This window comes from Pantoea brenneri (genome assembly GCF_038594305.1).
Classification (GTDB): domain Bacteria; phylum Pseudomonadota; class Gammaproteobacteria; order Enterobacterales; family Enterobacteriaceae; genus Pantoea; species Pantoea brenneri.
Genome location: NZ_JBCGBG010000001.1, coordinates 63924 through 88807, shown reverse-complemented (window position 1 = coordinate 88807; position 24884 = coordinate 63924). Strand labels below are relative to the sequence as shown.

At 41.8% G+C, this 24884-nt stretch carries 21 protein-coding genes, 1 other RNA gene and 1 pseudogene; 20 read left to right on the top strand and 3 right to left on the bottom strand.

Annotated features, from left to right (window positions below; all coding sequences use genetic code 11):
- Positions 1–98 precede the first annotated feature (98 nt).
- From nadK to bamE, 3 genes are all read left to right on the top strand, one after another.
- Positions 99–977 (top strand): NAD(+) kinase, encoded by an 879-nt coding sequence (gene nadK, locus AABB92_RS00440; RefSeq protein ID WP_031376292.1) that lies wholly within the window; start codon positions 99–101, stop codon positions 975–977.
- Between the two features lie 84 nt (positions 978–1061).
- Positions 1062–2723: a DNA repair protein RecN gene (gene recN / locus AABB92_RS00435; RefSeq protein WP_031376293.1), complete on the top strand. Its 1662-nt coding sequence runs from the start codon at positions 1062–1064 to the stop codon at positions 2721–2723.
- Positions 2724–2909: 186 nt separating this feature from the next.
- Entirely contained in the window at positions 2910–3257 is a 348-nt protein-coding gene (gene bamE / locus AABB92_RS00430) for an outer membrane protein assembly factor BamE (protein ID WP_031376294.1), read from the top strand.
- Between the two features lie 87 nt (positions 3258–3344).
- Here the strand turns inward: bamE and AABB92_RS00425 are convergent, their stop codons facing one another.
- Positions 3345–3638: an RnfH family protein gene (locus tag AABB92_RS00425; protein ID WP_031376295.1), complete on the bottom strand. Its 294-nt coding sequence runs from the start codon at positions 3636–3638 to the stop codon at positions 3345–3347.
- Entirely contained in the window at positions 3631–4065 is a 435-nt protein-coding gene (locus tag AABB92_RS00420; RefSeq protein WP_031376296.1) for a type II toxin-antitoxin system RatA family toxin, read from the bottom strand. The genes AABB92_RS00425 and AABB92_RS00420 overlap by 8 nt, the downstream gene beginning before the upstream one ends.
- A 158-nt stretch (positions 4066–4223) precedes the next feature.
- Here AABB92_RS00420 and smpB point away from each other — a divergent pair, with 158 nt between their 5' ends.
- The 6 genes from smpB (at position 4224) to AABB92_RS00390 (ending at position 10125) form a co-directional block, all read left to right on the top strand.
- Positions 4224–4706, top strand: a complete 483-nt coding sequence (gene smpB / locus AABB92_RS00415) for an SsrA-binding protein SmpB (RefSeq protein ID WP_046288168.1) — start codon at positions 4224–4226, stop codon at positions 4704–4706.
- A 43-nt stretch (positions 4707–4749) separates the two neighbouring features.
- Positions 4750–5111: a transfer-messenger RNA gene (ssrA, locus tag AABB92_RS00410) on the top strand.
- Between the two features lie 166 nt (positions 5112–5277).
- Positions 5278–6507, top strand: coding sequence for an integrase domain-containing protein (locus AABB92_RS00405; RefSeq protein WP_001062342.1), 1230 nt, complete (start codon positions 5278–5280; stop codon positions 6505–6507).
- A 282-nt stretch (positions 6508–6789) separates the two neighbouring features.
- Positions 6790–8346 carry a recombinase family protein gene (locus tag AABB92_RS00400; RefSeq protein WP_000135615.1) on the top strand — a complete coding sequence of 519 codons (1557 nt, stop codon included), beginning with the start codon at positions 6790–6792 and terminating at the stop codon, positions 8344–8346.
- A complete protein-coding gene (locus tag AABB92_RS00395; RefSeq protein ID WP_000936465.1) occupies positions 8336–9232 on the top strand; it encodes a ParB/RepB/Spo0J family partition protein in 897 nt (298 codons plus the stop codon). Before AABB92_RS00400 ends, AABB92_RS00395 begins: the two co-directional genes overlap by 11 nt.
- A complete protein-coding gene (locus tag AABB92_RS00390) occupies positions 9229–10125 on the top strand; it encodes a ParB/RepB/Spo0J family partition protein (protein WP_000614783.1) in 897 nt (298 codons plus the stop codon). Before AABB92_RS00395 ends, AABB92_RS00390 begins: the two co-directional genes overlap by 4 nt.
- A 1116-nt stretch (positions 10126–11241) precedes the next feature.
- Here the strand turns inward: AABB92_RS00390 and AABB92_RS00385 are convergent.
- Positions 11242–11520 (bottom strand): annotated as a pseudogene (locus AABB92_RS00385) (integrase core domain-containing protein); the annotation flags it as partial.
- Positions 11521–11722: 202 nt separating this feature from the next.
- Here AABB92_RS00385 and AABB92_RS00380 point away from each other — a divergent pair.
- The 11 genes from AABB92_RS00380 (at position 11723) to AABB92_RS00330 (ending at position 24837) form a co-directional block, all read left to right on the top strand.
- Positions 11723–13270, top strand: coding sequence for a type I restriction-modification system subunit M (locus tag AABB92_RS00380; RefSeq protein ID WP_046288167.1), 1548 nt, complete (start codon positions 11723–11725; stop codon positions 13268–13270).
- The gene (locus AABB92_RS00375; protein ID WP_031376299.1) at positions 13267–14397 is read left to right on the top strand and encodes a restriction endonuclease subunit S; all 1131 of its coding nucleotides are present in this window, start codon (positions 13267–13269) and stop codon (positions 14395–14397) included. The genes AABB92_RS00380 and AABB92_RS00375 overlap by 4 nt, the downstream gene beginning before the upstream one ends.
- 58 nt (positions 14398–14455) lie before the next feature.
- Positions 14456–17695, top strand: coding sequence for a type I restriction endonuclease subunit R (locus AABB92_RS00370; protein WP_031376300.1), 3240 nt, complete (start codon positions 14456–14458; stop codon positions 17693–17695).
- A 52-nt stretch (positions 17696–17747) separates the two neighbouring features.
- Complete coding sequence (gene kwaA / locus AABB92_RS00365) at positions 17748–18341, top strand: anti-phage protein KwaA (RefSeq protein WP_031376301.1); 594 nt, start codon at positions 17748–17750, stop codon at positions 18339–18341.
- 10 nt (positions 18342–18351) lie between these two features.
- Positions 18352–19323, top strand: a complete 972-nt coding sequence (locus AABB92_RS00360; RefSeq protein WP_031376302.1) for a Kiwa anti-phage protein KwaB-like domain-containing protein — start codon at positions 18352–18354, stop codon at positions 19321–19323.
- Positions 19324–19752: 429 nt separating this feature from the next.
- Positions 19753–20739: an ankyrin repeat domain-containing protein gene (locus AABB92_RS00355; protein ID WP_046288166.1), complete on the top strand. Its 987-nt coding sequence runs from the start codon at positions 19753–19755 to the stop codon at positions 20737–20739.
- Between the two features lie 356 nt (positions 20740–21095).
- Entirely contained in the window at positions 21096–21536 is a 441-nt protein-coding gene (locus tag AABB92_RS00350; protein WP_001044498.1) for a hypothetical protein, read from the top strand.
- A 15-nt stretch (positions 21537–21551) separates the two neighbouring features.
- Positions 21552–22496: an ankyrin repeat domain-containing protein gene (locus tag AABB92_RS00345; RefSeq protein WP_031376304.1), complete on the top strand. Its 945-nt coding sequence runs from the start codon at positions 21552–21554 to the stop codon at positions 22494–22496.
- A gap of 177 nt (positions 22497–22673) precedes the next feature.
- Positions 22674–23078, top strand: coding sequence for a hypothetical protein (locus tag AABB92_RS00340; RefSeq protein WP_001594377.1), 405 nt, complete (start codon positions 22674–22676; stop codon positions 23076–23078).
- Entirely contained in the window at positions 23075–24376 is a 1302-nt protein-coding gene (locus AABB92_RS00335; RefSeq protein ID WP_072050969.1) for a relaxase/mobilization nuclease domain-containing protein, read from the top strand. The genes AABB92_RS00340 and AABB92_RS00335 overlap by 4 nt, the downstream gene beginning before the upstream one ends.
- A gap of 188 nt (positions 24377–24564) precedes the next feature.
- Positions 24565–24837, top strand: a complete 273-nt coding sequence (locus AABB92_RS00330) for a hypothetical protein (RefSeq protein WP_001594380.1) — start codon at positions 24565–24567, stop codon at positions 24835–24837.
- Positions 24838–24884: the final 47 nt, after the last annotated feature.

Below are 24884 nucleotides of genomic sequence, written 5' to 3'. Positions count from 1 at the left end.
CATTTCGCTGGTTGGCTTATTATGGGGATCGGTTTGACGGTTTCAAGGGAACCTATCACATTGCCTTGCCGTTTTGGCTTATAAGGAACACCCACTCGATGAACAAACACTTTAACTGCATTGGTATTGTGGGTCATCCACGCCATCCCACCGCGTTAACCACGCATGAGATGCTCTGGCGCTGGCTGACCGCCAAAGGTTATCAAGTGATCGTGGAGAAGCAAATCGCGCAGGAGCTGGCGCTACACGACGTCCAGACCGGGACGCTGGCTGAGATTGGTCAACAGGCAGATCTGGCGGTGGTGGTCGGCGGTGACGGCAATATGCTGGGCGCGGCCCGGGTGCTGGCGCGCTATGACATCAAGGTTATTGGCATTAACCGCGGCAACCTCGGCTTTCTGACCGATCTCGACCCGGATAATGCGCAGCAGCAACTGGATGAAGTATTGCAGGGCAACTACTTCGTTGAGAGCCGCTTTTTACTGGAAGCCCAGGTATGTAAATCAGACTGTTCGCCACGCATTGGCTCGGCGATCAATGAAGTGGTGCTGCATCCCGGAAAAGTGGCGCACATGATCGAGTTTGAAGTCTATATCGATGAAGTGTTTGCCTTTTCTCAGCGCTCAGACGGCCTGATTATCTCCACGCCGACCGGTTCCACCGCCTACTCGCTTTCTGCCGGCGGCCCGATACTCACCCCTTCGCTGGAGGCAATTGTGCTGGTGCCGATGTTCCCGCATACGCTGTCGGCTCGTCCGCTGGTGATTAACAGCAGCAGTACCATCCGGTTGCGCTTTTCTTCACGCCGGAGCGACCTGGAGATCAGCTGCGACAGCCAGATTGCGCTGCCGATCCAGGAAGGTGAGGATGTGCTGATCCGACGCAGTGCCAGTCACCTGAATCTGATTCACCCTAAAAACTACAGCTATTTCAATACGCTGAGTTCGAAACTGGGCTGGTCAAAAAAATTGTTCTGAAAAGCCGTGCCGCCTCTTTACTGGATAAAATTCCAGTTTATACTGTATGAAAAACCATATGTGTTTATTCATACAGGTGAACCTATGCTGGCCCAACTGACCATCAGTAATTTCGCTATCGTTCGTGAGCTCGACATTGATTTCCAACGCGGTATGACAGCAATCACTGGTGAGACCGGTGCCGGTAAATCTATCGCGATTGATGCCCTGGGATTATGCCTGGGCGGTCGCGCAGATGCCGACATGGTGCGTCAGGGCGCCAGCCGGGCCGATCTTTGCGCCCGCTTCCAGCTTAAGTCCTCCCCTTCTGCTCAGCGCTGGCTGATGGATAACCATCTGGATGATGGCAATGAGTGTCTGCTGCGTCGGGTGATTAGCGCGGACGGACGCTCACGCGGGTTCATCAACGGCACGGCGGTTCCGCTGTCGCAGCTGCGCGACCTCGGCCAGTTACTGATTCAGATTCACGGCCAGCACGCGCACCAGTTGCTGCTCAAACCTGAGCACCAGAAACATCTGCTGGATGCCTACGCCGGTCATGACGATCTGCTGCAGCGCATGCGTACTCATTATCAGACCTGGCATCAGAGCTGCCGCACCCTGGCGCTGCATCAGCAGCAGGCTCAGGAGCGTGAAGCACGTCGCGAACTGCTGCAATATCAGCTGAAAGAGCTGAACGAGTTTGCACCGCAGGCTGGTGAATATGAGCAGATTGACGAAGAGTACAAGCGGCTGGCAAACAGCGGACAGCTGCTGTCGACCAGTCAGCAGGCGCTGCAACTGCTCGCGGATAGCGACGATAACAATCTCTGCAGCCTGCTCTACAGCGCACGTGAGATGCTGTCTGAGCTGACCTCGCTGGATGAGAAACTGAACGGGGTTTATAACCTGCTGGAAGAAGCGGCCATTCAGCTAAGCGAAGCCAGCGACGAGCTGCGTCATTACTGCGACAGCCTCGATCTCGATCCGAATCGCCTGTATGAACTGGAGCTGCGTATTTCACGCCAGATCGCTCTGGCGCGTAAGCATCACGTTACGCCGGAAAATCTGCCTGAACTGCATCAGCAGTTGCTGGCGGAAGCGGAGTTGCTGTCACAGCATGAAAGCGATCAGGAGAGCCTGCAGTCGCTGGTTGGCGAGCACTATCAGGCAGCCCTGTTAAGCGCGGAGCAGCTTCATCAGCACCGCACTCAGTACGCTGAGGAGCTGCAGCAGCTGATTACCCAGAGCATGCATCTGCTCTCTATGCCGCACGGCCAGTTTAAGATTGCCCTGACCTTTAACCCGGACCAGCTGACTGCTGAAGGTGCCAGCCGCATCGACTTCCAGGTGACGACTAACCCTGGTCAACCGCTGCAGCCGCTCGGCAAAGTCGCCTCCGGCGGTGAGCTGTCCCGTATCGCGCTGGCGATTCAGGTCATTACTGCGAAGAAAATGGAAACGCCAGCGATGATTTTCGATGAAGTCGATGTCGGGATCAGCGGTCCGACCGCCGCCGTAGTAGGCAAACTGCTGCGCCAGCTGGGCGAATCGACTCAGGTGATGTGTGTGACTCACCTGCCGCAGGTAGCAGGCTGTGGTCATCAGCACTTCTTTGTCAGCAAAGAGACCGATGGCGCCATGACCGAAACCCATATGCAGCCGCTGGACAAGCGCGCGCGGCTGCAGGAACTGGCGCGACTGCTGGGCGGTAGCGAGGTTACACGCAACACGCTGGCTAACGCCAAAGAACTTTTAGCCGCCTGATAGCGCACTTTTTTAACCTGCCGTGGTCATATGCATGCTCTGTAGAGGTTCCCAATAGCGAAAAGGTTTATTATCATCGGCACTTATGTCGCCAAAGTAATAAAGCCTGCCGCAGGCAGAGTTCAGATTTTGTTGGCAAAAAAACAGCCTGTAAAAGGCGTTTGGCCCCGGAAAAGGAATGTATAGATGCGCTGTAAAACGCTGACTGCCGCGGCAGTGGTAATGTTGATGATGACCGCCGGATGTTCCACCTTAGAGCGCGTGGTATATCGTCCTGATATCAACCAGGGTAACTATCTGGTTGCCAATGATGTGGCCAAGATTCACACCGGTATGACCCAGCAGCAGGTGGCTTACACGCTCGGTACGCCAATGATGAAAGATCCGTTCGGCAGCAACGTCTGGTATTACGTTTTCCGTCAGGAACCAGGCCATGAGCGCGTTCAGCAGCAGACGCTGACGCTCAATTTTGATGGTAACGGCGTCCTGACCAATATCGACAACAAGCCGAATCTGGCGCAAAAAAGCGACTAACTAAACGGCAGACAGCAAAAAAGGCGCACTGAGCGCCTTTTTTTATGCTGCGGATTAACAGGTCATTGCTGCCCTGCCGTCTGCTGCTTACTTTTTACCGGATGCAGAGCGCTCTGCGCGTTGACGACGCAGCTCTTTAGGATCGGCAATCAGCGGTCGATAGATTTCAATCCGATCGCCTTCATCCACCACATCACTGAGCTTCACGGCCCGGCTGTAGATACCTACTTTATTACTGCTGAGGTCGATTTCACGGCGCAGTTCCAGAATTCCGGATTGCTGTATCGCCTGCTCTACCGTGCTGCCCTGCTCCACTTTGACGTAGAGCTGGTATTGCTTTTCAGGCAGCGCGTAGACCACCTCAACCGAAATATCAGGCACTGTAAACCTCTTTGGCACGCTGGGTGAAGGCCTGCACCATACTGTTGGCCAGCTCTTTGAAGATCCGACCAAAGGCCATCTCTACCAGCATGTTGGTGAATTCAAACTCCAGGCTTAACTCAACCTTGCAGGCGTCATCGCCCAGCGAGATGAATTTCCAGCCGCCGGTCAGCTTACGGAACGGCCCGTCAACCAGCTGCATATGAATGCTCTGGTTATCCGTCAGGGTATTGCGGGTGGTAAATGTTTTGCTGATGCCTGCTTTCGACACATCCACGGACGCGGTCATTTGATTCTCTGACGCATCCAGCACGCGGCTTCCGGTGCAACCCGGCAGAAATTGCGGGTAAGCATCCACATCATTTACAAGTTTGTACATCTGCCCGGCACTAAACGGGACCAGCGCCGAACGACTAATCTGAGCCATAATGGTTCCTGTTCATCACGAAACCGCTGAATAATAGCATTTTCAGCGATTAAACAAAAATGCCTCCGAGTAAGGGTGTGCTAGAATATCCCGTTTCCTGCTGCCCCGCTGGACTGGGGATGCGATAACCGACTAAGTGATGTAAAATACGCCGCACTATGACAAAGAAAAAATCACACAAACCCGGTTCTGCCACTGTTGCCATGAACAAACGCGCCCGCCACGAATACTTCATCGAAGAGGAGTATGAAGCGGGATTATCGTTGCAAGGATGGGAAGTTAAATCACTTCGTGCCGGCAAAGCCAACATCAGCGACAGCTATATTCTGCTGCGCGATGGCGAAGCGTTCCTGTTTGGTTCAACCTTTCAACCCTTAGCCGTTGCCTCCACCCATGTGGTGTGCGATCCCACGCGTAGCCGCAAGCTGCTGCTGAAGCAACGTGAGCTGGATTCACTGTATGGCCGCGTCAATCGCGAAGGTTATACCATCGTAGCGCTCTCGCTCTACTGGAAGAACGCCTGGTGTAAACTGAAGATTGGTGTTGCACGCGGTAAGAAAGAGCATGATAAACGTGACGATATCAAAGACCGCGAATGGCAACTGGATAAAGCACGTATCATGAAGAATTCAAAGCGTTAAGCGCTGGATTCTGACCTGCTTTTTTGCTAGTATTTGAAGTTCTGGGGCTGATTCTGGATTCGACGGGATTGTGAAGCCTTAGGAGCATGCCGAGGGGCGGTTTGCCTCGTAAAAAGCCGCAAAAAAATAGTCGCAAACGACGAAAACTACGCACTAGCAGCTTAATAACCTGCTTAGAGCCTTCTCTCCCTAGCTTCCGCTCTTAAGACGGGGATCAAGAGAAGTCAAACCCAAAAGAGATCGCGTGGATGCCTTGCCTGGGGTTGAAGCGTTAAATCCAATCAGGCTAGTCTGTTAGTGGCGTGTCTGTTCGCAGCTAACCGGCGAATGTAAAAACTGACTAAGCATGTAGTGCCGACGGTGTAGTAATTTCGGACGCGGGTTCAACTCCCGCCAGCTCCACCAAATATTGATGTACTGAAGTTCAGTAAAGTCTACTAAGCCCGCACAGCACAAGCTCTGCGGGCTTTTTTACGTCTATTGTAGTCTAGTGAGAATTGCTGAGAACTACGAGTTATGGCACCCTGAATGGGACCCACGAAGATGGGTCCTAAAATCGAGGGTCCCAAACATGGCCAAAATCGCTAAGAAGCTCACTGACACTGAAATCAAAAGCACCAAACCTGCCGAAAAAGAGGTTAACCTTTTTGACGGCGATGGTTTGCTGTTGCGAATCGCTCCCCTGGCGAAGGGAGGGAAGAAAAATTGGTATTTCAGATATGCAGTGCCTGTGACCAAAAAGCGAACTAAGGTGAGCTTAGGAACCTATCCTCACCTTACACTTGCGAAGGCACGAGCTTTACGTGATGAATACTTGTCGTTGCTTACAAATGGTATAGACCCCCAAGTTCATAACAACCAAAAAGCCAATGCACTGAAAGATGCCACGGAACATACATTTCAAGCAGTAGCCAAGAAGTGGCTTGATGAGAAAGTCAAAACGTCAGGCATCTCCCAAGATCATGCTAACGACATCTGGCGAAGCCTAGAGAGAAATATCTTTTCCACATTGGGTGATACCCCAATTAAGGAGATTCGCCCTAAAATGCTTAAACAGCATTTAGAACCCATAGAAAAACGAGGTGTCCTTGAAACACTTCGCCGCATCATATCCCGCCTGAATGAAATTTTCCGCTATGCAGCAACAGAAGAACTCATAGAATTCAACCCGGCAGACAACCTGGGGCAACGGTTCAGCAAGCCAAAAAAACAGAATATGCCAGCATTACCCCCTTCCGAACTCCCTCGCTTCTTGGTTGCTCTAAACAATGCTTCTATCCGTTTGGAAACAAGGCTACTGATTGAGTGGCAACTTCTCACATGGGTTCGCCCAGGTGAAGCTGTTCGCACAAGATGGTCAGATATTGATATTGAAACTGGCATGTGGAACATCCCGGCGGAGTTTATGAAAATGAAGAAGCCTCACAAAGTTCCACTGAGCAAAGAAGCTTTGCGAGTTTTGGATTTAATGAAAGTCATCAGCGGGCATAGAGAGTGGGTGTTCCCCAGTATCAAAGCTCCACTCAATCACATGCATGAACAAACAGCTAATGCGGCCATAATCCGTATGGGTTTCGGAGGTGAGCTTGTAGCTCACGGTATGCGATCCATTGCTAGAACGGCTGCTGAGGAGTCTGGCAAGTTTAGGACTGATGTCTTAGAAGCCGCCCTTGCCCACTCGAAGAAAGATGAAATAATTGCAGCCTACAATCGTGCAGAGTATCTCACTGAACGGGTGGTTCTCATGCAATGGTGGAGTGACTATGTTTCGTCTCAAAAATGCAAAGTTATTGCCGCATAACTCTCCCATGATGGATTAACTATCTTGATTTAGTTAAAGAATTAATAATCACACCATTAACCTATGTGGACTAAGCATAGCCATTTACAAATGGGGACATTGAGTCCACATAACGAAAGCTGTCGGTCATATCAGCTAAATAATTCACATCTCTTCTCGATTATCATACACCTCGAAGATCTACCAAATTCGCTCTAATCAATGATAAAACAGTTGAATTCGGTTAAAATTTGATCAATTTTATCCTCTACATTGTATTGAATCATCCATGAGGTTTCGTGCATGGCTAGCGAAAATGACAAAAATCATAGAGTTAGGGTCGCGCAGTACTTGAGGATGTCTACCGACCATCAGCAATATTCTTTACATAATCAGTCCGAATATATCAAAGATTATGCTGAAAAGAACAATATGGAAATCGCTTATACCTACGATGATGCAGGTAAGAGCGGAGTCAGTATCGTAGGCAGGCATTCTTTGCAGCAGTTACTTAGCGATGTAGAACAAAAGAAAATAGATATACAGGCTGTATTATTTTATGATGTGAGCCGTTTTGGTCGTTTTCAAAATAGTGATGAAGCGGCATATTATTCCTTTCTATTTGAGAGAAATGGTGTAGATCTTATATATTGTTCCGAACCTATACCCACTAAAGATTTCCCTTTAGAGTCCTCTGTTATACTGAATATAAAAAGATCTAGTGCTGCATATCACAGCAGGAATTTATCTGAAAAGGTATTTATAGGGCAAGTAAATTTAATAAAGCTTGGTTATCATCAAGGCGGTATGGCTGGTTATGGGCTGAGACGTCTTTTAGTAGACGAAAATGGCATAGCTAAAGAAATATTGAGTTTCCGCAAAAGAAAGAGTATTCAAACAGATAGGGTAATATTAATTCCGGGACCAAAAAATGAAATAAAAATTGTAAATAGAATATATGATCTCTTTATAGATAATAACGTCCCAGAATTCATTATTGCTGAGAGATTAAATGAACAGAACATACCTGCAGAAAATGGAACATTATGGACTCGTGCAAAAATACATCAAATTTTGACAAATGAAAAATATATTGGAAACAACATATATAACAAAACCTCATCTAAATTAAAAAGTAGGCTTGTAAAAAACCCCAAACATGAATGGGTTAGATGTGACAAGGCATATAAACCTATTATTTCAAAGAAAAAATACAATAAAGCTCAAGAAATAATTCAGCTCCGATCCATTCATTTGACTAATGAAGATCTATTAGAAAAACTAAAACAAAAATTAGAATCTAATGGAAAACTATCAGGCTTTATCATTGATGAAGATGATACAGGCCCTTCATCTTCTGTTTATAGAACCCGATTTGGTGGTCTTTTAAGAGCATATACTTTGATTGGTTATAAGCCAGAACATGATTACAGCTATCTCAAAATAAATGAAGCACTAAGATCATTTTACTCAGAGATAATTGAGGATTTTAAGGGTGAAATTTTAAAAAGTAACTGTCATATAGACGAGTATAAATATGCCCCAATGCTTTACATCAATGATGAGTTTTTAATTTCCGTCCTTGTTACTAAATGCATACATATGAAATCAGGTAAACTTAGATGGAAAGTCCGGTTTGATAACTCACAGAAAGCAGACATAACAATTGTTATACGAATGAATTCACAAAATATTTCACCTCTTGATTTTTATATCATACCAAAGATTGAAAACGAATATAATAAAATGTGCATGACGGAAACAAACAACATTCGATTAGATCTCTATAGATTTGATAATCTTGATAAACTTCTACAAATTATTACTCGCATGAAAGTGAGGGAACTATATGCTGCCTGAAAAAAATGAATTCCCAATAATTCAAATTGAGATTGCAAAAATAAAATTTCTTAACCCACGAACAAGAAATAAGGTAGTGCATGAAGAAATAAAGGAAAGCATAAAAAAAAGAGGATTAAGCAAGCCTATAAGCGTAAGAGCTATTGATGAAGGCGATTTCAAATATGCTTTAATTTGTGGTCAAGGGAGAATAGAGGCTCTCGTTGCATTAGGTGAAACTATTATTCCAGCAATTATAAGAGATGTATCAGAAGAAGATGCTTACGTTATGAGTTTAGTTGAAAACATTGCAAGGAGAAGACCACGTTCTAATGAGTTATTACAGGTGATTAAAGACATGAAAATCAGAGGACTTTCAGACTCCGAAATAAGTGAGATTACTGGATATTCATCGAACTGGGTGAGCAGTATTAATATGCTACTTGATAAGGGAGAGCATAAACTTCTCTCAGCAGTCGAACGGGGTAATTTGCCTCTGTATCTCGCAGTGCAATTTGCAAGATGTGAAACTGAGGAAGCACAAGATATTCTTACCGAAGCATATGATAAAAAATTAATAAAAAGTCGGGACATTATAAAGATAAAACACATTCTAAATCAAAGAACAGTTGGGAATAAAGGTGCAAAAGCTGCCGGATTTTATTATCACAAACCATCAAAAAGGATGACTGCAGAGGAGTTGATTGAGCTTTATGAAAATAGTATCGCTGAACATAAATCTGTTTATAACAACTCAAAATTCATAAAAACCAACCTACTAATAGTAAATGAGATTTTTAACATCATAATGATGAATAAAAGCTTTCAACATATACTTGAACAAGAGAATCTTTCAGAACTACCATCTCAGATATTAACCCCAGTAAACAAAGAGGTATTAAAATGATTCAGATACGTTTTGGCGATAATTTTATTTACCTGGAAACTAATAAGTTAATTCCATCTAAGGAATTATTAGAAAACGTAAAGCGAAGCCATAAATATCATCAAATAGTTACCTCTATCGAAAGCTTAGGTATTATTGAACCAATAATAGTATTCTATGACAAAGATAAAGATGTCACTAAGATACTTGATGGCCATTTAAGGGTTGAGGCTTTAAAAGACTTAGGTATAGAAAAAGCTCCATGTATACTTTCGAGCATAGATGATGCTTTCACTCCTAACAAACAAGTGAATCATATAAATGTAGTTGAAGAACATAGAATGATAATTAAGTCTCTGGCAAAAGTATCAATTGAAAAACTTAGTGCTGCTTTGGGCATATCTGTTGATGCCATAAAAGATAAAGCGAATGTGATGAACGGCATAGATCCAAGTGTAATTGCGAAACTTTCTGATAAACCTATACCTAAGGCTACATTTGACGTTTTGAGGAAAATGAAGCCAATTCGCCAAATTGAAGCAGTCGGTACAATGATTAATTTTGATAATTATAGTAAAAAATTTGCAATGAGCATCTTGGATGCAACACCGGCATCGATGATAGTAAATAAAGGGAAAAACACTCCCTATAAAAAGGACATAAAAAAAACCATACTTCGTCTGGAACAAGAAATGGCAACAACTTCGGAAGAAACGAAAAAGCTTCAAACCGAGTATGGTTCAGATATGTTGAAATTCGTTATAATCCAGTCATATATTAATAAATTACTTGGCAATTCTAAAGTTCTTCATTGGTTCTTAGAAAACGAGGTTGATTATCTTAATGAGTTAAAAAGAATTTCTAGAATAAATTCTTTGGATGATAAGACTCTTACTGAAAACAGCAAGTCATAGTCATGGTTTTATATAGCCTAAATAAACCAAGAAGTATACTTACACAACGACCTTCACGCCGAAGAAGCTGTCAGATACGCCAGCAACCAAAGCATTACGTTTAAGTGTCAGTCATTGATACGAAGGGATAACTGCGTATCAGCAGCCGGACATTGAGTCGAATAAAGGCTGGTAGAGAGGGACAGTTCTGTGTCACCGGGAGATTCGTCAGAAACATCAGCGGCAGAACAGATGAACCAGCAATTGGTAGTGCACAGAAAACTCTCCAGTATTTAATTATTCAACTTAACACTAAAAAAAATCACATAGTTAATATCATAATTTTTCTTTGGTCTACGTATGCGAGAGATATTGTGGCTTTAACCGGGTATTAGGAGTCGTTTCAGATAAAAGATGTTCTTCGATTCGACTGGACTTGGTAATAGCAATAAGTAATCGTTAATATTGAAGGACGAAAGGCTACTTCAAAACAAAGTAACCTTGCCAATATTCCCATCTATGGGACAAGTGGTACATTAACTGCACATAGTGCAGGATACATATGACATAAAACTTTTTATTTATGGCATACATTATAAATAACTTGTATTTTATGAATGTCAATAGGTTCTTGTTTAATACTTTTAAAATAATTAATTGATTGTTTTTATTATAGCTTCGCTTGTACAAGCGAAGATCCAATTGTTCTTGAATGAATAATGCCAATTATAAGAGAAGCAAGGGCTAACTCTGCGAAGCCGCTGCGCTTGCTTCTTTGAGTTCCCCTTGCTTTTCTGCCCTTCGGTTAGAAAAGAAGCCAAACCGCTACCAACCTTGAATCTCTATATTTTTTGAATAGATAAATATTACCCGTTGCCTTAATCACCACTATCAAAAATAAAAAATCATCTTACAAATAACCCCATACATATCATTTTAGATTGCGACCTTGTTTAATTAAAAATTCAACCTTAGATGGAATTTAATGTACAAGGAATGTCCTACTGTAACGGAGAATTTTAAACATTAAAAATTATAGCTATGGTTTGTCATAGCCTGTACATCTATTCACCTCATGCATATGCACTAAGAAAGCTTTTTTGAATACTGGAGTTGCCCCTGCTAAAACGGACACGGCTAATTAAATGCTAATATGGCATCACGATTTTCGCGTGGCGATTTGATGTTCAACCTCTTGTGTGGATGCAAATTATTATAATCCTCTATCCATTCTGCCATTTTTTCCATCACTGAGACTGCATCCGGCAGATCATTTACGTACACGTAATCCCGCTTGAACGTCTTTACAAACGATTCTGCCATGCCTTAACTTTCCGGACTGCGTACTGGTGTAGTACACACGATGAACCCCAGTGAACTGGCGAATGTGCGCGTGCCATCGGCTGTGCAGCAATTATGCCAATGACAGTGGCTCCATTGACGGCAATGACCTGACATCCACAATCCCGGTACAAAGCACTTACCTGATGAGTCATTGCACTTGCTGAGCTGAACGAACACACTAAAACTAGGTAATAATTAATCGCTGTATAAGCTCGTAACAAGTGGAACTTTAAGGCAAAATAGGGCCACCTTCCCCCTTCACAAAGTTACACTAATGGCCAGAAAACCTAAAGAAATCAAAACAGACCCGTTAGAGGTCATCCTGTGGAAAGCGGCTGACAAGCTTCGTAAGAACATTGATGCAGCCGAGTACAAGCATGTGGTGCTGGGCCTGATTTTCCTTAAATACATTTCTGATTCTTTCGAGTCACATTACGAACTGCTGAAAGCAGGCAGGGATGAATTTGCAGGTGCAGATCCGGAAGACAAAGATGAATACACTGCTTACAACGTATTCTTTGTCCCCGAACTGGCGCGATGGAGTTACCTGATAGCTAAGGCCAAGCTACCTGAAATCGGTAAGCTGGTTGATGATGCAATGGAGCTTATCGAAGCAGGTAACCCGCAGCTAAAAGGTGTTTTGCCAAAAGTCTATGCCCGACAAAACCTCGACGCCACTGTTCTAGGTGAGCTAATAGATCTGATTGGCAACATTGCACTAGGTGATGCCAAAGCTCGCTCTGCTGACGTTTTAGGCCATGTGTTCGAATACTTCCTCGGTGAGTTTGCATTGGCAGAAGGTAAACAAGGTGGTCAGTTCTATACGCCGAAATCTATTGTTAACCTGCTGGTAAACATGCTCGAACCCTACAAAGGCCGTGTTTTTGACCCTTGCTGTGGTTCCGGTGGTATGTTCGTACAGTCAGAAAAATTTGTGGAAGCACACCAAGGAAATATTGACGATATTTCGATCTATGGACAGGAGTCCAACCAGACCACTTGGCGTCTGGCAAAAATGAACCTGGCAATTCGTGGCATTAACTCTGAACACGTTCGTTGGAATAATGAAGGCTCATTCCTTAACGATGCTCATAAAGATTTGAAATCTGATTTTATCATTGCTAACCCTCCGTTTAACGTCTCCGACTGGTCTGGCGAGCAGCTTCGTGGTGATGCCCGCTGGCAATATGGAACTCCACCTGCTGGGAATGCTAACTATGCCTGGATGCAACATTTTTTGTATCACTTGTCTCCTAGAGGACAAGCGGGTGTTGTTCTGGCAAAGGGCGCATTGACTTCTAAAAACTCTGGTGAAGGTGATATTCGTGCTGCGTTGGTTAAAGAGGCCAATGTAATTGACTGTATCGTCAACTTACCTGCAAAGCTGTTCCTTAACACTCAGATCCCCGCTGCATTATGGTTTATGCGCCGAGACCGTGAAAACAGCCACCAGTATCGTGATCGCAGTAAAGAAATTCTATTTATTGATGCCCGTAATCTCGGTCATTTAATTAATCGCCGTACCAAAGTGCTTTCTGAAGACGATATTAAGACCATCGCTGATACCTATCATAACTGGCGTAACAAAGATGGCGAATATGAAGACGTCGCGGGTTTCTGTGCGTCAATAGACATTGATGAAGTTGCTAAACTCGATTATGTGCTGACTCCGGGCCGTTATGTCGGTCTCGCTGATGAAGAAGACGATTTCGACTTTAAAGAACGGTTTACTGCTCTTAAAGCAGAGTTTGAAGCACAACTGGAAGAAGAAGCGCGCCTGAATAAAACTATCGCTGATAATCTGGCGAAGGTGATGTTATGAGTGAGTGGTCAAACGTAAATCTAGCGTCATTGTTGTCGTTTGGTAATGGGAAATCCCGGCCATTAGATTCTGGAAATATTCCAGTATATGGCGGCAACGGTATTATGAGCTATGTATCTCACTTTAACTATGATCATGAAACAATCATAATTGGTCGTGTAGGGGCCTATTGCGGTGCTACTTATTATGAAAATAAGCCCATTTGGATTTCTGACAATGCTCTGTCAGCCAAAGCGGTTGGTGAACATAATACAAAATATTTATATTATCTATTAAAAAACTTAGATTTAAATCAATTTGCAGAAGGTTCAAGTCATCCTCTGCTAACACAAAAGCTGTTAAATTCAATTGAAACCAAAACAGCATTAAATCCTAATGAACAAAAATCTATTGCCTCTGTGCTATCGTCTCTTGATGACAAAATAGATCTGCTTCATCGCCAGAACAAAACTCTGAAATCTATGTCTGAAACCCTTTTTAGACAGTATTTTATTGAAGAAGCGCAGGAAAATTGGGAAGATTGTAATATTACTGATCTCTTTGAGGTTAAAGACGGTACTCATGCCTCCCCAAAACAATCAGTATCTGGCTATCCTCTGGTGACTTCAAAGCATATAGGAAGTGGAATTATTGATTTCAATAACACTTATCTTATTTCAGAAGAAGATTATTCATCAATAAATAAAAGAAGTAAGGTTGAAAAGTTTGACATACTATTTTCTATGATAGGAACTATAGGTAGTACGCACATTGAATTATCTGATGAAATAAATTATGCAATCAAAAATGTCGGGTTATTGAAAACATCTCAAAATCATAATTGGAAATTTTACACCTATTTATGGCTTCTTTCTTCCGAGGGTAAAGACTTTATTCATGCGACGAAAAGTGGAAGCACACAAGAATATATTAGCTTAGGTTCTCTGCGCTCGATAGTTTTCAATAAACCAGATAATAACACTTTGAAAAAATTTAACAACATTGTAGAAATCCATTTTGATAAAATTAATAATAATAACAAGCAAATCATAACATTAGAAAAACTTCGTAATACCTTACTTCCTAAACTGATGAGTGGTGAAGTTCGGGTTGAATATGCAGAAAAAGCAATCGCGTCAGTAGCATAAAATAATTAAGCGGGTGTACAACTCGCTCTTTGGTTAAGCGGCAATAAGGACAGTAAGCATGGCAAAGATGACCGAATCCGATATTGAAGTAATGGCGATTGAACACTTGCAAGGGTTGGGCTATGAGTATGTTTACGGCCCGGACATTGAACCTAGTGGAATCAATCCATTACGTAGCTATCAGCAGGTTATCCTTGAAGATAAGGTGCGTACTGTCCTGCAACGCCTGAGTCCTCACCTTAGTGAACAGAAGTGTGAGGAAGCCCTGAAACAGGTGATTCAGATCAGCACACCTGACCTGATGGCAAATAATCTGGCCTTTCATCGCCTGTTGACCGAAGGAATCAATATCGAAGTCAGTAAGGATGGTAATACACAAGGAGAACTGGCCAGCCTGATCGACTTTAACGATCCCACGAATAATGAATTTCTGGTCATTAACCAGCTAACCATCAAAGAAGGCAACCATACCCGCCGGCCGGATCTTATTTTGTTCATCAACGGTCTGCCATTAGTCGTTATCGAACTTAAAAATGCCGCTGACGAAAATGCTACCGTAACAGGTGCCTATAACCAGATTAAAACCTATCAAAACCAAATCCCTGGCCTGTTTACGTACAATGCCTTTAATGTGATATCTGACGGACTGGAAGCCAAAGCTGGGACAGTTTCGGCTGATTTCAGTCGTTATATGACGTGGAAAACAGCTAACGGTAAAATACAAGCTACCAGTACCCAACCAATGCTCGAAGTTTTATTACAGGGGTTGCTTAATCCTGTAACACTGCTGGATATGATCCGCCACTTTATTGTGTTTGAAGCAAGCAAACATGAAGACAGTAAAGGGATTATCAGTATCCGTACGGTTAAAAAAATGGCAGCTTATCATCAGTACTACGCGGTCAATGCAGCAGTATTATCCACTATTCGTGCATCGGCGGTGAATACGAACGCCCCCTCTGCCGAATTGGCATTACGCCAGCAGGGACGTAACAGTAAAGATCTTGTTAATGCGCAAAAAACCGGAGATCGTAAAGCGGGGGTCGTGTGGCATACCCAAGGTTCCGGTAAATCGCTTTCGATGGTGTTTTATACTGGAAAGATTGTACTGGCGCTGAATAATCCAACAGTGGTAGTGATCACTGACCGTAACGATTTGGATGATCAGCTATTCGGTACGTTTTCTTCTGCCACTCAGCTACTTCGTCAGACACCAAAACAGGCCAACAACCGGGAAGAACTCAAAGACTATTTGCGTGTCGCCTCTGGCGGTGTTGTGTTTGCCACTATTCAAAAATTCCAGCCTGATGACGGCGGCAATATCTATGAGCTACTATCAGACAGAACCAATATTGTCGTTATCGCAGATGAAGCACACCGTTCCCAGTACGGTTTCGGCGCCAAAGAAGTTGACGTAAAAGACAGCGAAGGCAACGTAACAGGTAAACGCACCGTTTACGGCTTTGCCAAATATATGCGTGATGCCTTGCCCAATGCGACCTATCTGGGCTTTACCGGAACCCCCATAGAAAAAACGGACGTAAACACACCTGCTGTTTTTGGTAACTACGTTGATATCTACGATATCTCACAGGCCGTAGAAGACGGTGCAACCGTGCGTATCTTCTATGAAAGCCGTCTTGCCAAAATTGCCATCAGTGACGAAGGTCGCCAGCTAATTGAAGACTTCGACGATGAGTTTAACGAAGACGAACTGACGCTTACCCAGAAAGAACGGTCTAAATGGGCCAGAATCGAAGGTTTGATTGGCAGTTCAAAACGTATTAAAGCCATTGCGGTGGATATGGTTCAGCACTTTGAACAGCGCTTAAAATCTAATGCCGATCATGGCAAGGGCATGATTGTAACCATGTCCCGTCGTATTGCTGCTGAGCTTTATAAAGAAATCATAGAGTTAAAACCTGAATGGCACAGCGATGATCTAAATGATGGTGTGATTAAAGTCGTCATGACCTCTTCTGCTGCTGACGGACCAGAAATCGCTAAACACCACACCACAAAAAAAGAACGTCAGGTTTTGGCTAACCGTATGAAGGATGACGACGACAAGCTGAAACTGGTGATAGTGCGTGATATGTGGTTGACCGGCTTCGACGCTCCCAGCATGCATACGCTGTACATCGACAAACCAATGAAAGGCCACAACCTCATGCAGGCGATTGCCCGTGTGAACCGTGTGTATAAAGATAAGATAGGCGGTCTGGTTGTTGACTATCTAGGCATTGCCTCTGATTTAAAAGAAGCCCTCTCCTTTTACTCTGATGCAGGTGGACGTGGAGATCCTGCTGAGGTTCAGGAAGAAGCCGTAACGCTCATGCAGGAAAAGCTGGAAATCCTGGAAGGCATGATGCATGGCTACGATTACAAAGCTTACTTTACTGCAACGACTTCACAGCGCCTGACGATTATCCTTGAATCAGAAAACCACATTTTAGGGCTGGATAACGGCAAAGGGAAAATGCGTTTCCTTGCCGCCGTTGCTGCCATGTCTCAGGCATTTGCGCTGGCGACTCCGCATGATAAAGCAATGGAAGCAGCACCCGAAGTCGCATTCTTCCAGGCAGTAAAAGCTAGACTGAATAAATTTACTGAAAACTCAGACGGATCAGAAGAAGAACACAATGACAGTCTCGAAGTTCGGGTAAAACAGACTATCGATCAGGCTCTGGTTACCGATAAAGTTGTTGATATTTTTGACGCTGCTGGGATACAAAAACCTGATATTTCCGTTCTTTCTGAAGAATTCCTTCAGGAAATGAAGGATTACCAACACAGAAATATTGCTTTGGAAACGCTTAAAAAACTGCTTTCTGACGAGATAAAGGTTCGCTCGAATCAAAGTATCACCCAAGGCAAAAAACTGATTGATATGCTGACCTCTGCAATCAATGGCTACCAGAACAAGGTACTGACCGCAGCGGAGGTAATTGATGAGCTAATCAAGCTTGCCAAGACTATCCAGGAATCTGACAGCCTTGCCAGCCAGTTAAACCTCAGCGCCTATGAATATGCCTTCTATTCTGCTGTTGCAGATAACGACAGTGCTCGCGAGTTAATGGAAAAGGAAAAACTACGAGAACTGGCAGTCGTACTTACGGAGGCGATCCGCAACAATGTCAGTCTTGACTGGACAGTGAAAGAAGCAGCAAGAGCAAAAATTCGCGTGGTGGTAAAACGTCTACTCAAAAAATATGGTTATCCACCCGATATGTCCTTGCTCGCCACAGAGACCATTTTGAAGCAGGCTGAACTTTTAGCTGGAGAATTAGGAAAATGATCCCCCTAAATTTTTAACATAAAAACTATTTTAAGTTATACAGGAGAAGCTAATGGATAGCAGGCCATATCTTAAAACAGTACTATATATACTATCACTGTGGCTTCTATTTTTATCATTATTAATTATGTCCTACGATAAGGTTTTGATAAAAAATCTGTGGGACTATATTTTTACTGAAAACTTTACTTTCTCAATCTCGTCATTGAAAGTGAGAAATATCGTTTTCATAGTTAGTTTGATTTTCATCTTTATTGGTGCAATTATTTTAATAGTCCTTGCAAATAGCTTTGGTTCGGGTTGGTCTGTTGCATGCACTGTCTCGGATATTAGCAATGAAAACCATGAACATTTAGAGTTTTTAACCACTTATATAATGCCCTTAGTTTTCACTGATGTCGATAGTAAGAGAACTGTATTAAATTTAGGGTTGATGATATTTGTAATCGGCGCAATATACGTAAAGACAAACCGGTTTTATTCTAACCCATCACTTGCAATACTCGGATTCAGAATATACAAAGCTAATGTCCATGACCGTGGAGTGAAAAAATGCACAGTAATCTGCCGCAGTGTTCTAAAGAGTACAGATAATATAAAATATATAAAAATCGACGATGAAACTTATTTGGCTAAAATAGTGTAGAGGTCATGACATGTTCACTAACATTGAAAATATTTTAAAATCGAAATGCATCTCTGGCGAAGCATTTTTTGTTGCTGATGTCCAGGGTACGATAGATATATTTAAGGTTAACCTTGAACCTAATGCTGAAAAAGATCTGACCACTTCATTTTCTAAAAGCTTAATCAATAATATTATTGAACCTAACAGAGGTAAAGCGGCCGTTCCACTTGTATCCACTTTATTAGAAAGAGATAAACAAGTTTTCGAATATGATCACTTAGCAATTAATCATCTCCCAATTGAATTTACTAAAATGAACAACGTGCTAAATTTCGGTGTCAATGGGAATGCAACACAGTTTGATTTTGCAACACAAAGCCTGACATCGGTAAAAGCCGTAATTTACCACCTTTGTGATGGTAATGGAAACAGCGTAGTCATTTACCAACATAAATATCCTGTTTCTCTACATAAGAAAACAAAAAAGTCTTTCTTGAGTCTAAATGGCAGAACCTTAGATAAGATCACTCATGACAGTATTGATATAAATGACACGATTGACTTCTTCTTTTTTCAGAATAAGTACTATGCGCTAAACATTAAACTTCTTGAAAGAATGTATGGATTAGAAAGTGTAATAGATAATCTTGCAAATAACTCAACGCCATTAATAATAAACCTTGGAATTGTTAATACACAAGGTATGCCAGTCCCACTAGATATTTTCAAGGACATGTATAAAGACAGAGCATTTATGCGTAGACTTGCTATGGTTTCAAAAGGGAACTTAGTAAAAACGGGAGTTTCAGTCCCTCAAATACAACAAGTTATGCAAAAATTCCCTGTATTTCAACGGAATATTGATCTAACAGGAGGATTAATAAACCTTAATACTAAAGATCAAAAGAGATACTTTATCCGGCTTCTAAATAATGAAGCATCTTTTGCAGCACTTGATAACTCGCCCTTCCTGGCTGTTGAAAAAGACTCCGCTGCTTAAATTTTAAATGAGCATCCTCAAGCCGAATAACTTAAAGGATGCTCTTCAAATTTTAATAAGAATTATCAACAGCAAAAAACCTCATAAAAAACACTACTTATTTAATTTCCAAAATTAAGAAGAACATTAATAACCACCATTATATTACATGATCTTTTCCATATCCTATAGCATTACTCTCTATAGTATTAATATCTGAGCCTCTAATTATCTCCTTTATACAGATTAGCTCCAATATGGATAAATATTCTTGTGAAAATGGTTAATCCACATCACATAGGATAACCTTAACGTCCCTATGTTCCATTAAGTTAAGAATAACCTCAAGCAAACCAAATCAGATACCCCCTAATAAAACAAAAATAAATTTGAATACCGTAAAATCTGGTGTCATTAATATCTTGAAAACAACAAAAAAGGAGATAAACAATGATATCAAGAGAAAATAATAAAAATAACCTATTCCGTGTAAAGTCTAAAAATGGTGTCCTTCGTTGCCTTAAGGCTGGCATGGATATAAATATGTGCAATAGTAAAGGTCAAACTGCTCTTTTTACCTGTAATGTACCTGAAGCTATACAGGCAATGATTGACGCTGACATTGACATTCACCACTTGGATAATGACGGTAATAATGCATTATTCTATGCTCAAAATGTTGAAACAGTGGAACTTCTTGTCAGTAATGGTATTAATGTTAACCACCGGAATAAGTCAGGCACCCTTGCGATTCAACATATTGATGTTTCACCAGGGTTAGTAAAATATCTTATCAAAGCAGGACTAGATATCCATACCAAAGATAGCTATGGCAACTCCTTTCTTTTCATTCCATTTGAAGGATATGTATACGATGCACTCATTGAGGCTGGTTGCGACATTAATCATAAAAATTTAAGCGGGCAGACAGCATTCGATTACTGGCAGTCAGAAAACCACAGCATAGATGGTAAATATACTCACTGGGAATCTAAAAACGATAACTACATTCGTTTTCTTATCCGTAATATTCATCTTAAAGACAGTTCAAAAATTGTATTCACGAACATTACATTTAAATCAATTGAGCTGTTGTCGTTACTTATAAAGCAAAAAAATGAATTTGAGATAAGTGATAAGTGCATTATCACACCAACAAATGCCGACGTTAAAAAATTAATTTTACAACTAAAGAAACTGACAGACATTAGTCATGTTTGGTTTTACATAAACAGTACATATCTACTGACTCACTATGTAGGAAGACTGCTAATTAAATGGTTAATATGTCATGATATAAAAGTTGATATAGAATCACTAAAAGAACGCTACTTCTATGAAGAAATCCTCCAGGAAAAATCACAGAGAGAGCAAAAGGTTTTACGAACAACTCTTCAACCAGTTACCTGTAAAGCAATTACAAAAAAAAGATTATAAATTGAATCTGCCTGAACACTCTCCCCTTGGCTTTAACCTTTAGTTAGATAGCCAAGGGGCGCTAACATCATTAATTTAATACAAAGCCCCACATTGCACCTTAGCACTTTGATAAATTTATTTTTTAAAACACCCTCATCGCCAATTCATACAATATCAATCACTACTCTCAAACCAAATCAATCAAATAAAACGCAGCACTTTTTGATAAAAATAATATAACAGTAAAAAACAACACCTTATATGAAATATAATAAAAATATAACCATTTAATTAAATAAATATAAAAATATATTTGCATTTTGTTTATTTAATAATATATATTTCCTTTGTTAATTAAATAAAGGAGAACTGAAATGAATAAAACAAACTATCCAAGCCTGACTAACTATCTCGCCAAAACAAAAAAGAACGCAGATCTTTATAGATTATATAATCCACAGTTTTCTTTTTTCTGCAAAAGTGACACTCAGGAGCAAAGATTTTATTTCGATTATTTCTCAAGACATATGGTCTCGAAGAGAAATATTTTAACCGTATTCTCTATCTATACATTCACCTCTTATAACATGAACAAAAAAGAGACAATAAAAAATTTCATTCGATTTCTCAAAACGACGAATGAAAGTACATTCCATAATGCTTTTTCATTTCGCGGTGGTAACATTTTGTATGTAAGCAACAAAAACATGTTGAAAGAGATCTCATGGTTTTCACTCGCTCGAATTTACGAAGACATTAAAAAAATAAAGGAATATAAAACCAACCATGACAACTATATCAGATTAGTCGCTTAACAGAAGAGAAAAATTATGAATAACAACGCAATAAATGCATTACTCTCTTGTAAAACTCCAAAAGACATTCAGGCTTGCATTAATGCAGGCTCCGATATTAATACACTGGATTCGTTTGGAAGAAATATACTATTTTACTGTAAAAACCCAAGAATGATTGACACTCTGGTTAAAGCAGGAATAGATTTTAACCATGCTGATAACTATGGTCACAATGTTTTGTTTAACCAGCGAAATCCTCACATACTGAAAAAATTGATTGATTCCGGCGTAGATATACACCACAAAAATGGTCTCGGCCAAACCTGTTTATGCTCGTTAGCTGATAATATATCCTGTTGCAAAACCCTGATCAATGCTGGAATTAATGTCAACAATGTGGATAAATGCGGAAGAACAATACTTTTTTACGTAAAAAATCACTCTATCTTTGATTTGATGGTACAGGCCGGTTGCGATATAAACCACAGAGATAACCAGGGTCACGGTATTTTTGAAATTTGCTATTCATTAGGCGATTTCAAAGCCAAAATGCTCATTCGTCATATTAGTATGAAGGATAGCAGTCCAGTAATTTTCAACTACCTCAACAGCGAAAGTCTGCAGATAATGGATTTGCTTCAGAAGAAAAACCTTAACTTTACTATCTCTGATAACTGCCAGGTTTATCTAAGTGCCAATGAAAATGAAATGAGCTCTTTCTTCAGTGAACTAAAGAAGAAGAAAGATATCAGCAACACACATTTTCGCCATATTGTACTGCGAGGTTATGATTTACGCGGGGACATTGAAACCATTAAATGGTTTATCCGCAATGACATCAAAATAGATAAAAAACAACTGGAACAGCATATTCGACATGATGAGATTTGTAAATATATAGCAGAACATGAGAGAAAGAAACTTAGCGAAATTATGAAACAAACAATCTCTTTAATGCCAGTAAAACGTAGATTGTAACCTCCGCCCCTCCTCACTGTCATAATGAATTTAATATGAACCCTATTTTTACCCAGAGCAGATTACCTAATTAGCAATCTGCTCCACCTCTCTTATTTATAAATTTCGACACTGCCTTGACTTATTTTACCAATGCGCTAACTGTAGATCATGAACACATTTTAAAAAAGGTTAGATATGCATAAAAATGAAAGTAAAGAAGATCTATCAAGAAGCTCAAGAAGAGGTAAATTCCATACAGCAAAATATTCACCTAATGAAGTTCGAACTCACTGCGTCAGCGTTCGGTTAAACGAAGAAGAATTATCTATTCTCGATAGTAAAAGAGGCCCTTATAAAAAAGGGGAATGGCTAAGAATGGCATCCCTCAACAAACTCCCACCGGTATTACCTGAAATCAATCGTGAAGCATGGATTAAGCTCGGCAACCTTTCACAGGATTTAAACCGCCTGCTGAATCATCTCGACAGCAAAAGCCCTGACAGCGAACTGACCCGTACAGAACTCTTCGCCCTGCGCAGACAAATCAAAACTCTCAGGGATCACCTTATTCCATCAACCTTTCTGGAGCAAGACCAGTGAAAGGCATGCAGAAAATAAAGCGGGGTAAACAGTTTGCAGGTGTGGTTCTCTATAGCCTTAAGTCAGGATCTCACCACAAAATCACGCCTTATATTATCGGTGGCAACATGACGGGAAGCACTGCTGCTGAACTTATCAGTGAATTTGAAGGCACAAGACTACTGCGCCCCGGTGTCGCCAAACCTGTCTGGCATAATTCGCTTCGCCTGCCAAAGGGAGAAACACTGTCAGTCAGACAATGGGCGGCATTCGCTGACGATTATATGACCCGGATGGGATTCACTGAAACCCATCTTCGCTGCTATATCATGCACGATGATTCGGACGGGCAGCATATCCATATAATAGCTAACAGAATTAACATGGTCGGTGGGAAGCTGTACCTTGGGAAAAATGAAAATCTTATCAGTACCCGGATTATCAGCAAGCTGGAGAAAGTCCACAAGCTCACTCAAACCACATCTGCAATCAGTAGTCATAGTCAGGAGAAAAGAAAGCCTTCCCGCAACGAGCTGATGATGGCTGAAAGAACGACAACGCCCTGCCCCAGGTCCACTCTGCAGAGCCTGATTGATAATGCGTTAACCGGCCGCCCTGATTTGCTGACTTTTATCGCTATGCTGGAAAAGGTAGACGTCAGCTGCAAACCCAATATCGCCTCAACGGGAAAAATGAACGGCTTTTCATTTCAGTACCAAGGTATTGCCTTTAAAGCCTCTCAATTGGGTAAAAAATATGGCTGGTCTTCCCTGCAAACATTGATTGATTTCGTACCGGAACATCTGACTTTACTGAAACAAGCACAAAAGCCAACAGTACCTGCACCTGTGCGATTAACAGTGCCAATGCCAGTGCCAGTGCCAGTGCCAGTGCCAGTGCCAGTGCCAGTGCCAGTGCCAGTGCCAGTGCCAGTGCCAGTGCCAGTGCCAGTGCCAGTGCCATCATGCGAGCCTGAAGAACAGGTTGCAAACCGGGAAACGATTCTGGAGAAAATCCTTCAGCTTGAAGAAAAAATTCGTCTGGAAAGACAACAGGAAACAGTGGGTGTCATTCAACTCAGGAGCAAACTGCACAATACAGCTCGTCAGATACCCCGCCAGCGTCGTCTGCATTCGTGGCTTGTATTGCTCGGCCATATTGTGGCACTTCTCAGGCGCAGGGGCATGTCTCTGTTACAGGCCACTGCACATCCTTTCCACCAAATCCTGCACCTGCATCTTCTGACACCCTGTCATTCCATGACAACAAATCCCATTAAAGAACAATTAGTTAAAAATAACCCCCATCCTGCACCATAAGTTAACTAATCCATATTTTAGTGATAGTCAATAAAATATTGATCGTTTATATAGATCGATAATCTTGTTATGATAGTTATAAACTATTAACAGAGATCCATCGATCGGTACAAGCAATTTTACTAAAGCGGATCATTCATCGAAAATGTTCAAAAATACATCACCTTAAATCAGGCCACGGAGTCATGATGGATAATAAAACGATTAGCTGCCCCTTCTGCTTTACACAAAGCCCGCACGGCGTGCGGATTTGCAAAGGCTGCCATGCAAAAGTCGCCTACGGTGAGAGTCCGCTCAGTGTGGCATTCCTGTTTCAATTCGTGGCATTAGCTCTCGCCTGGTTAGTATTTTCATTGACCGGCAGCACTCCTGTCTCAGTCATTACGTTTTTTGCCAGCGTCATTATTCTTATCTGCATTATTAAAAAGAAATATGCAGACAGAGTTGTTTTTATACGGTGATATTAATTTCATACCACCGCAAACATAAAAAATAAATATGAGAGAAC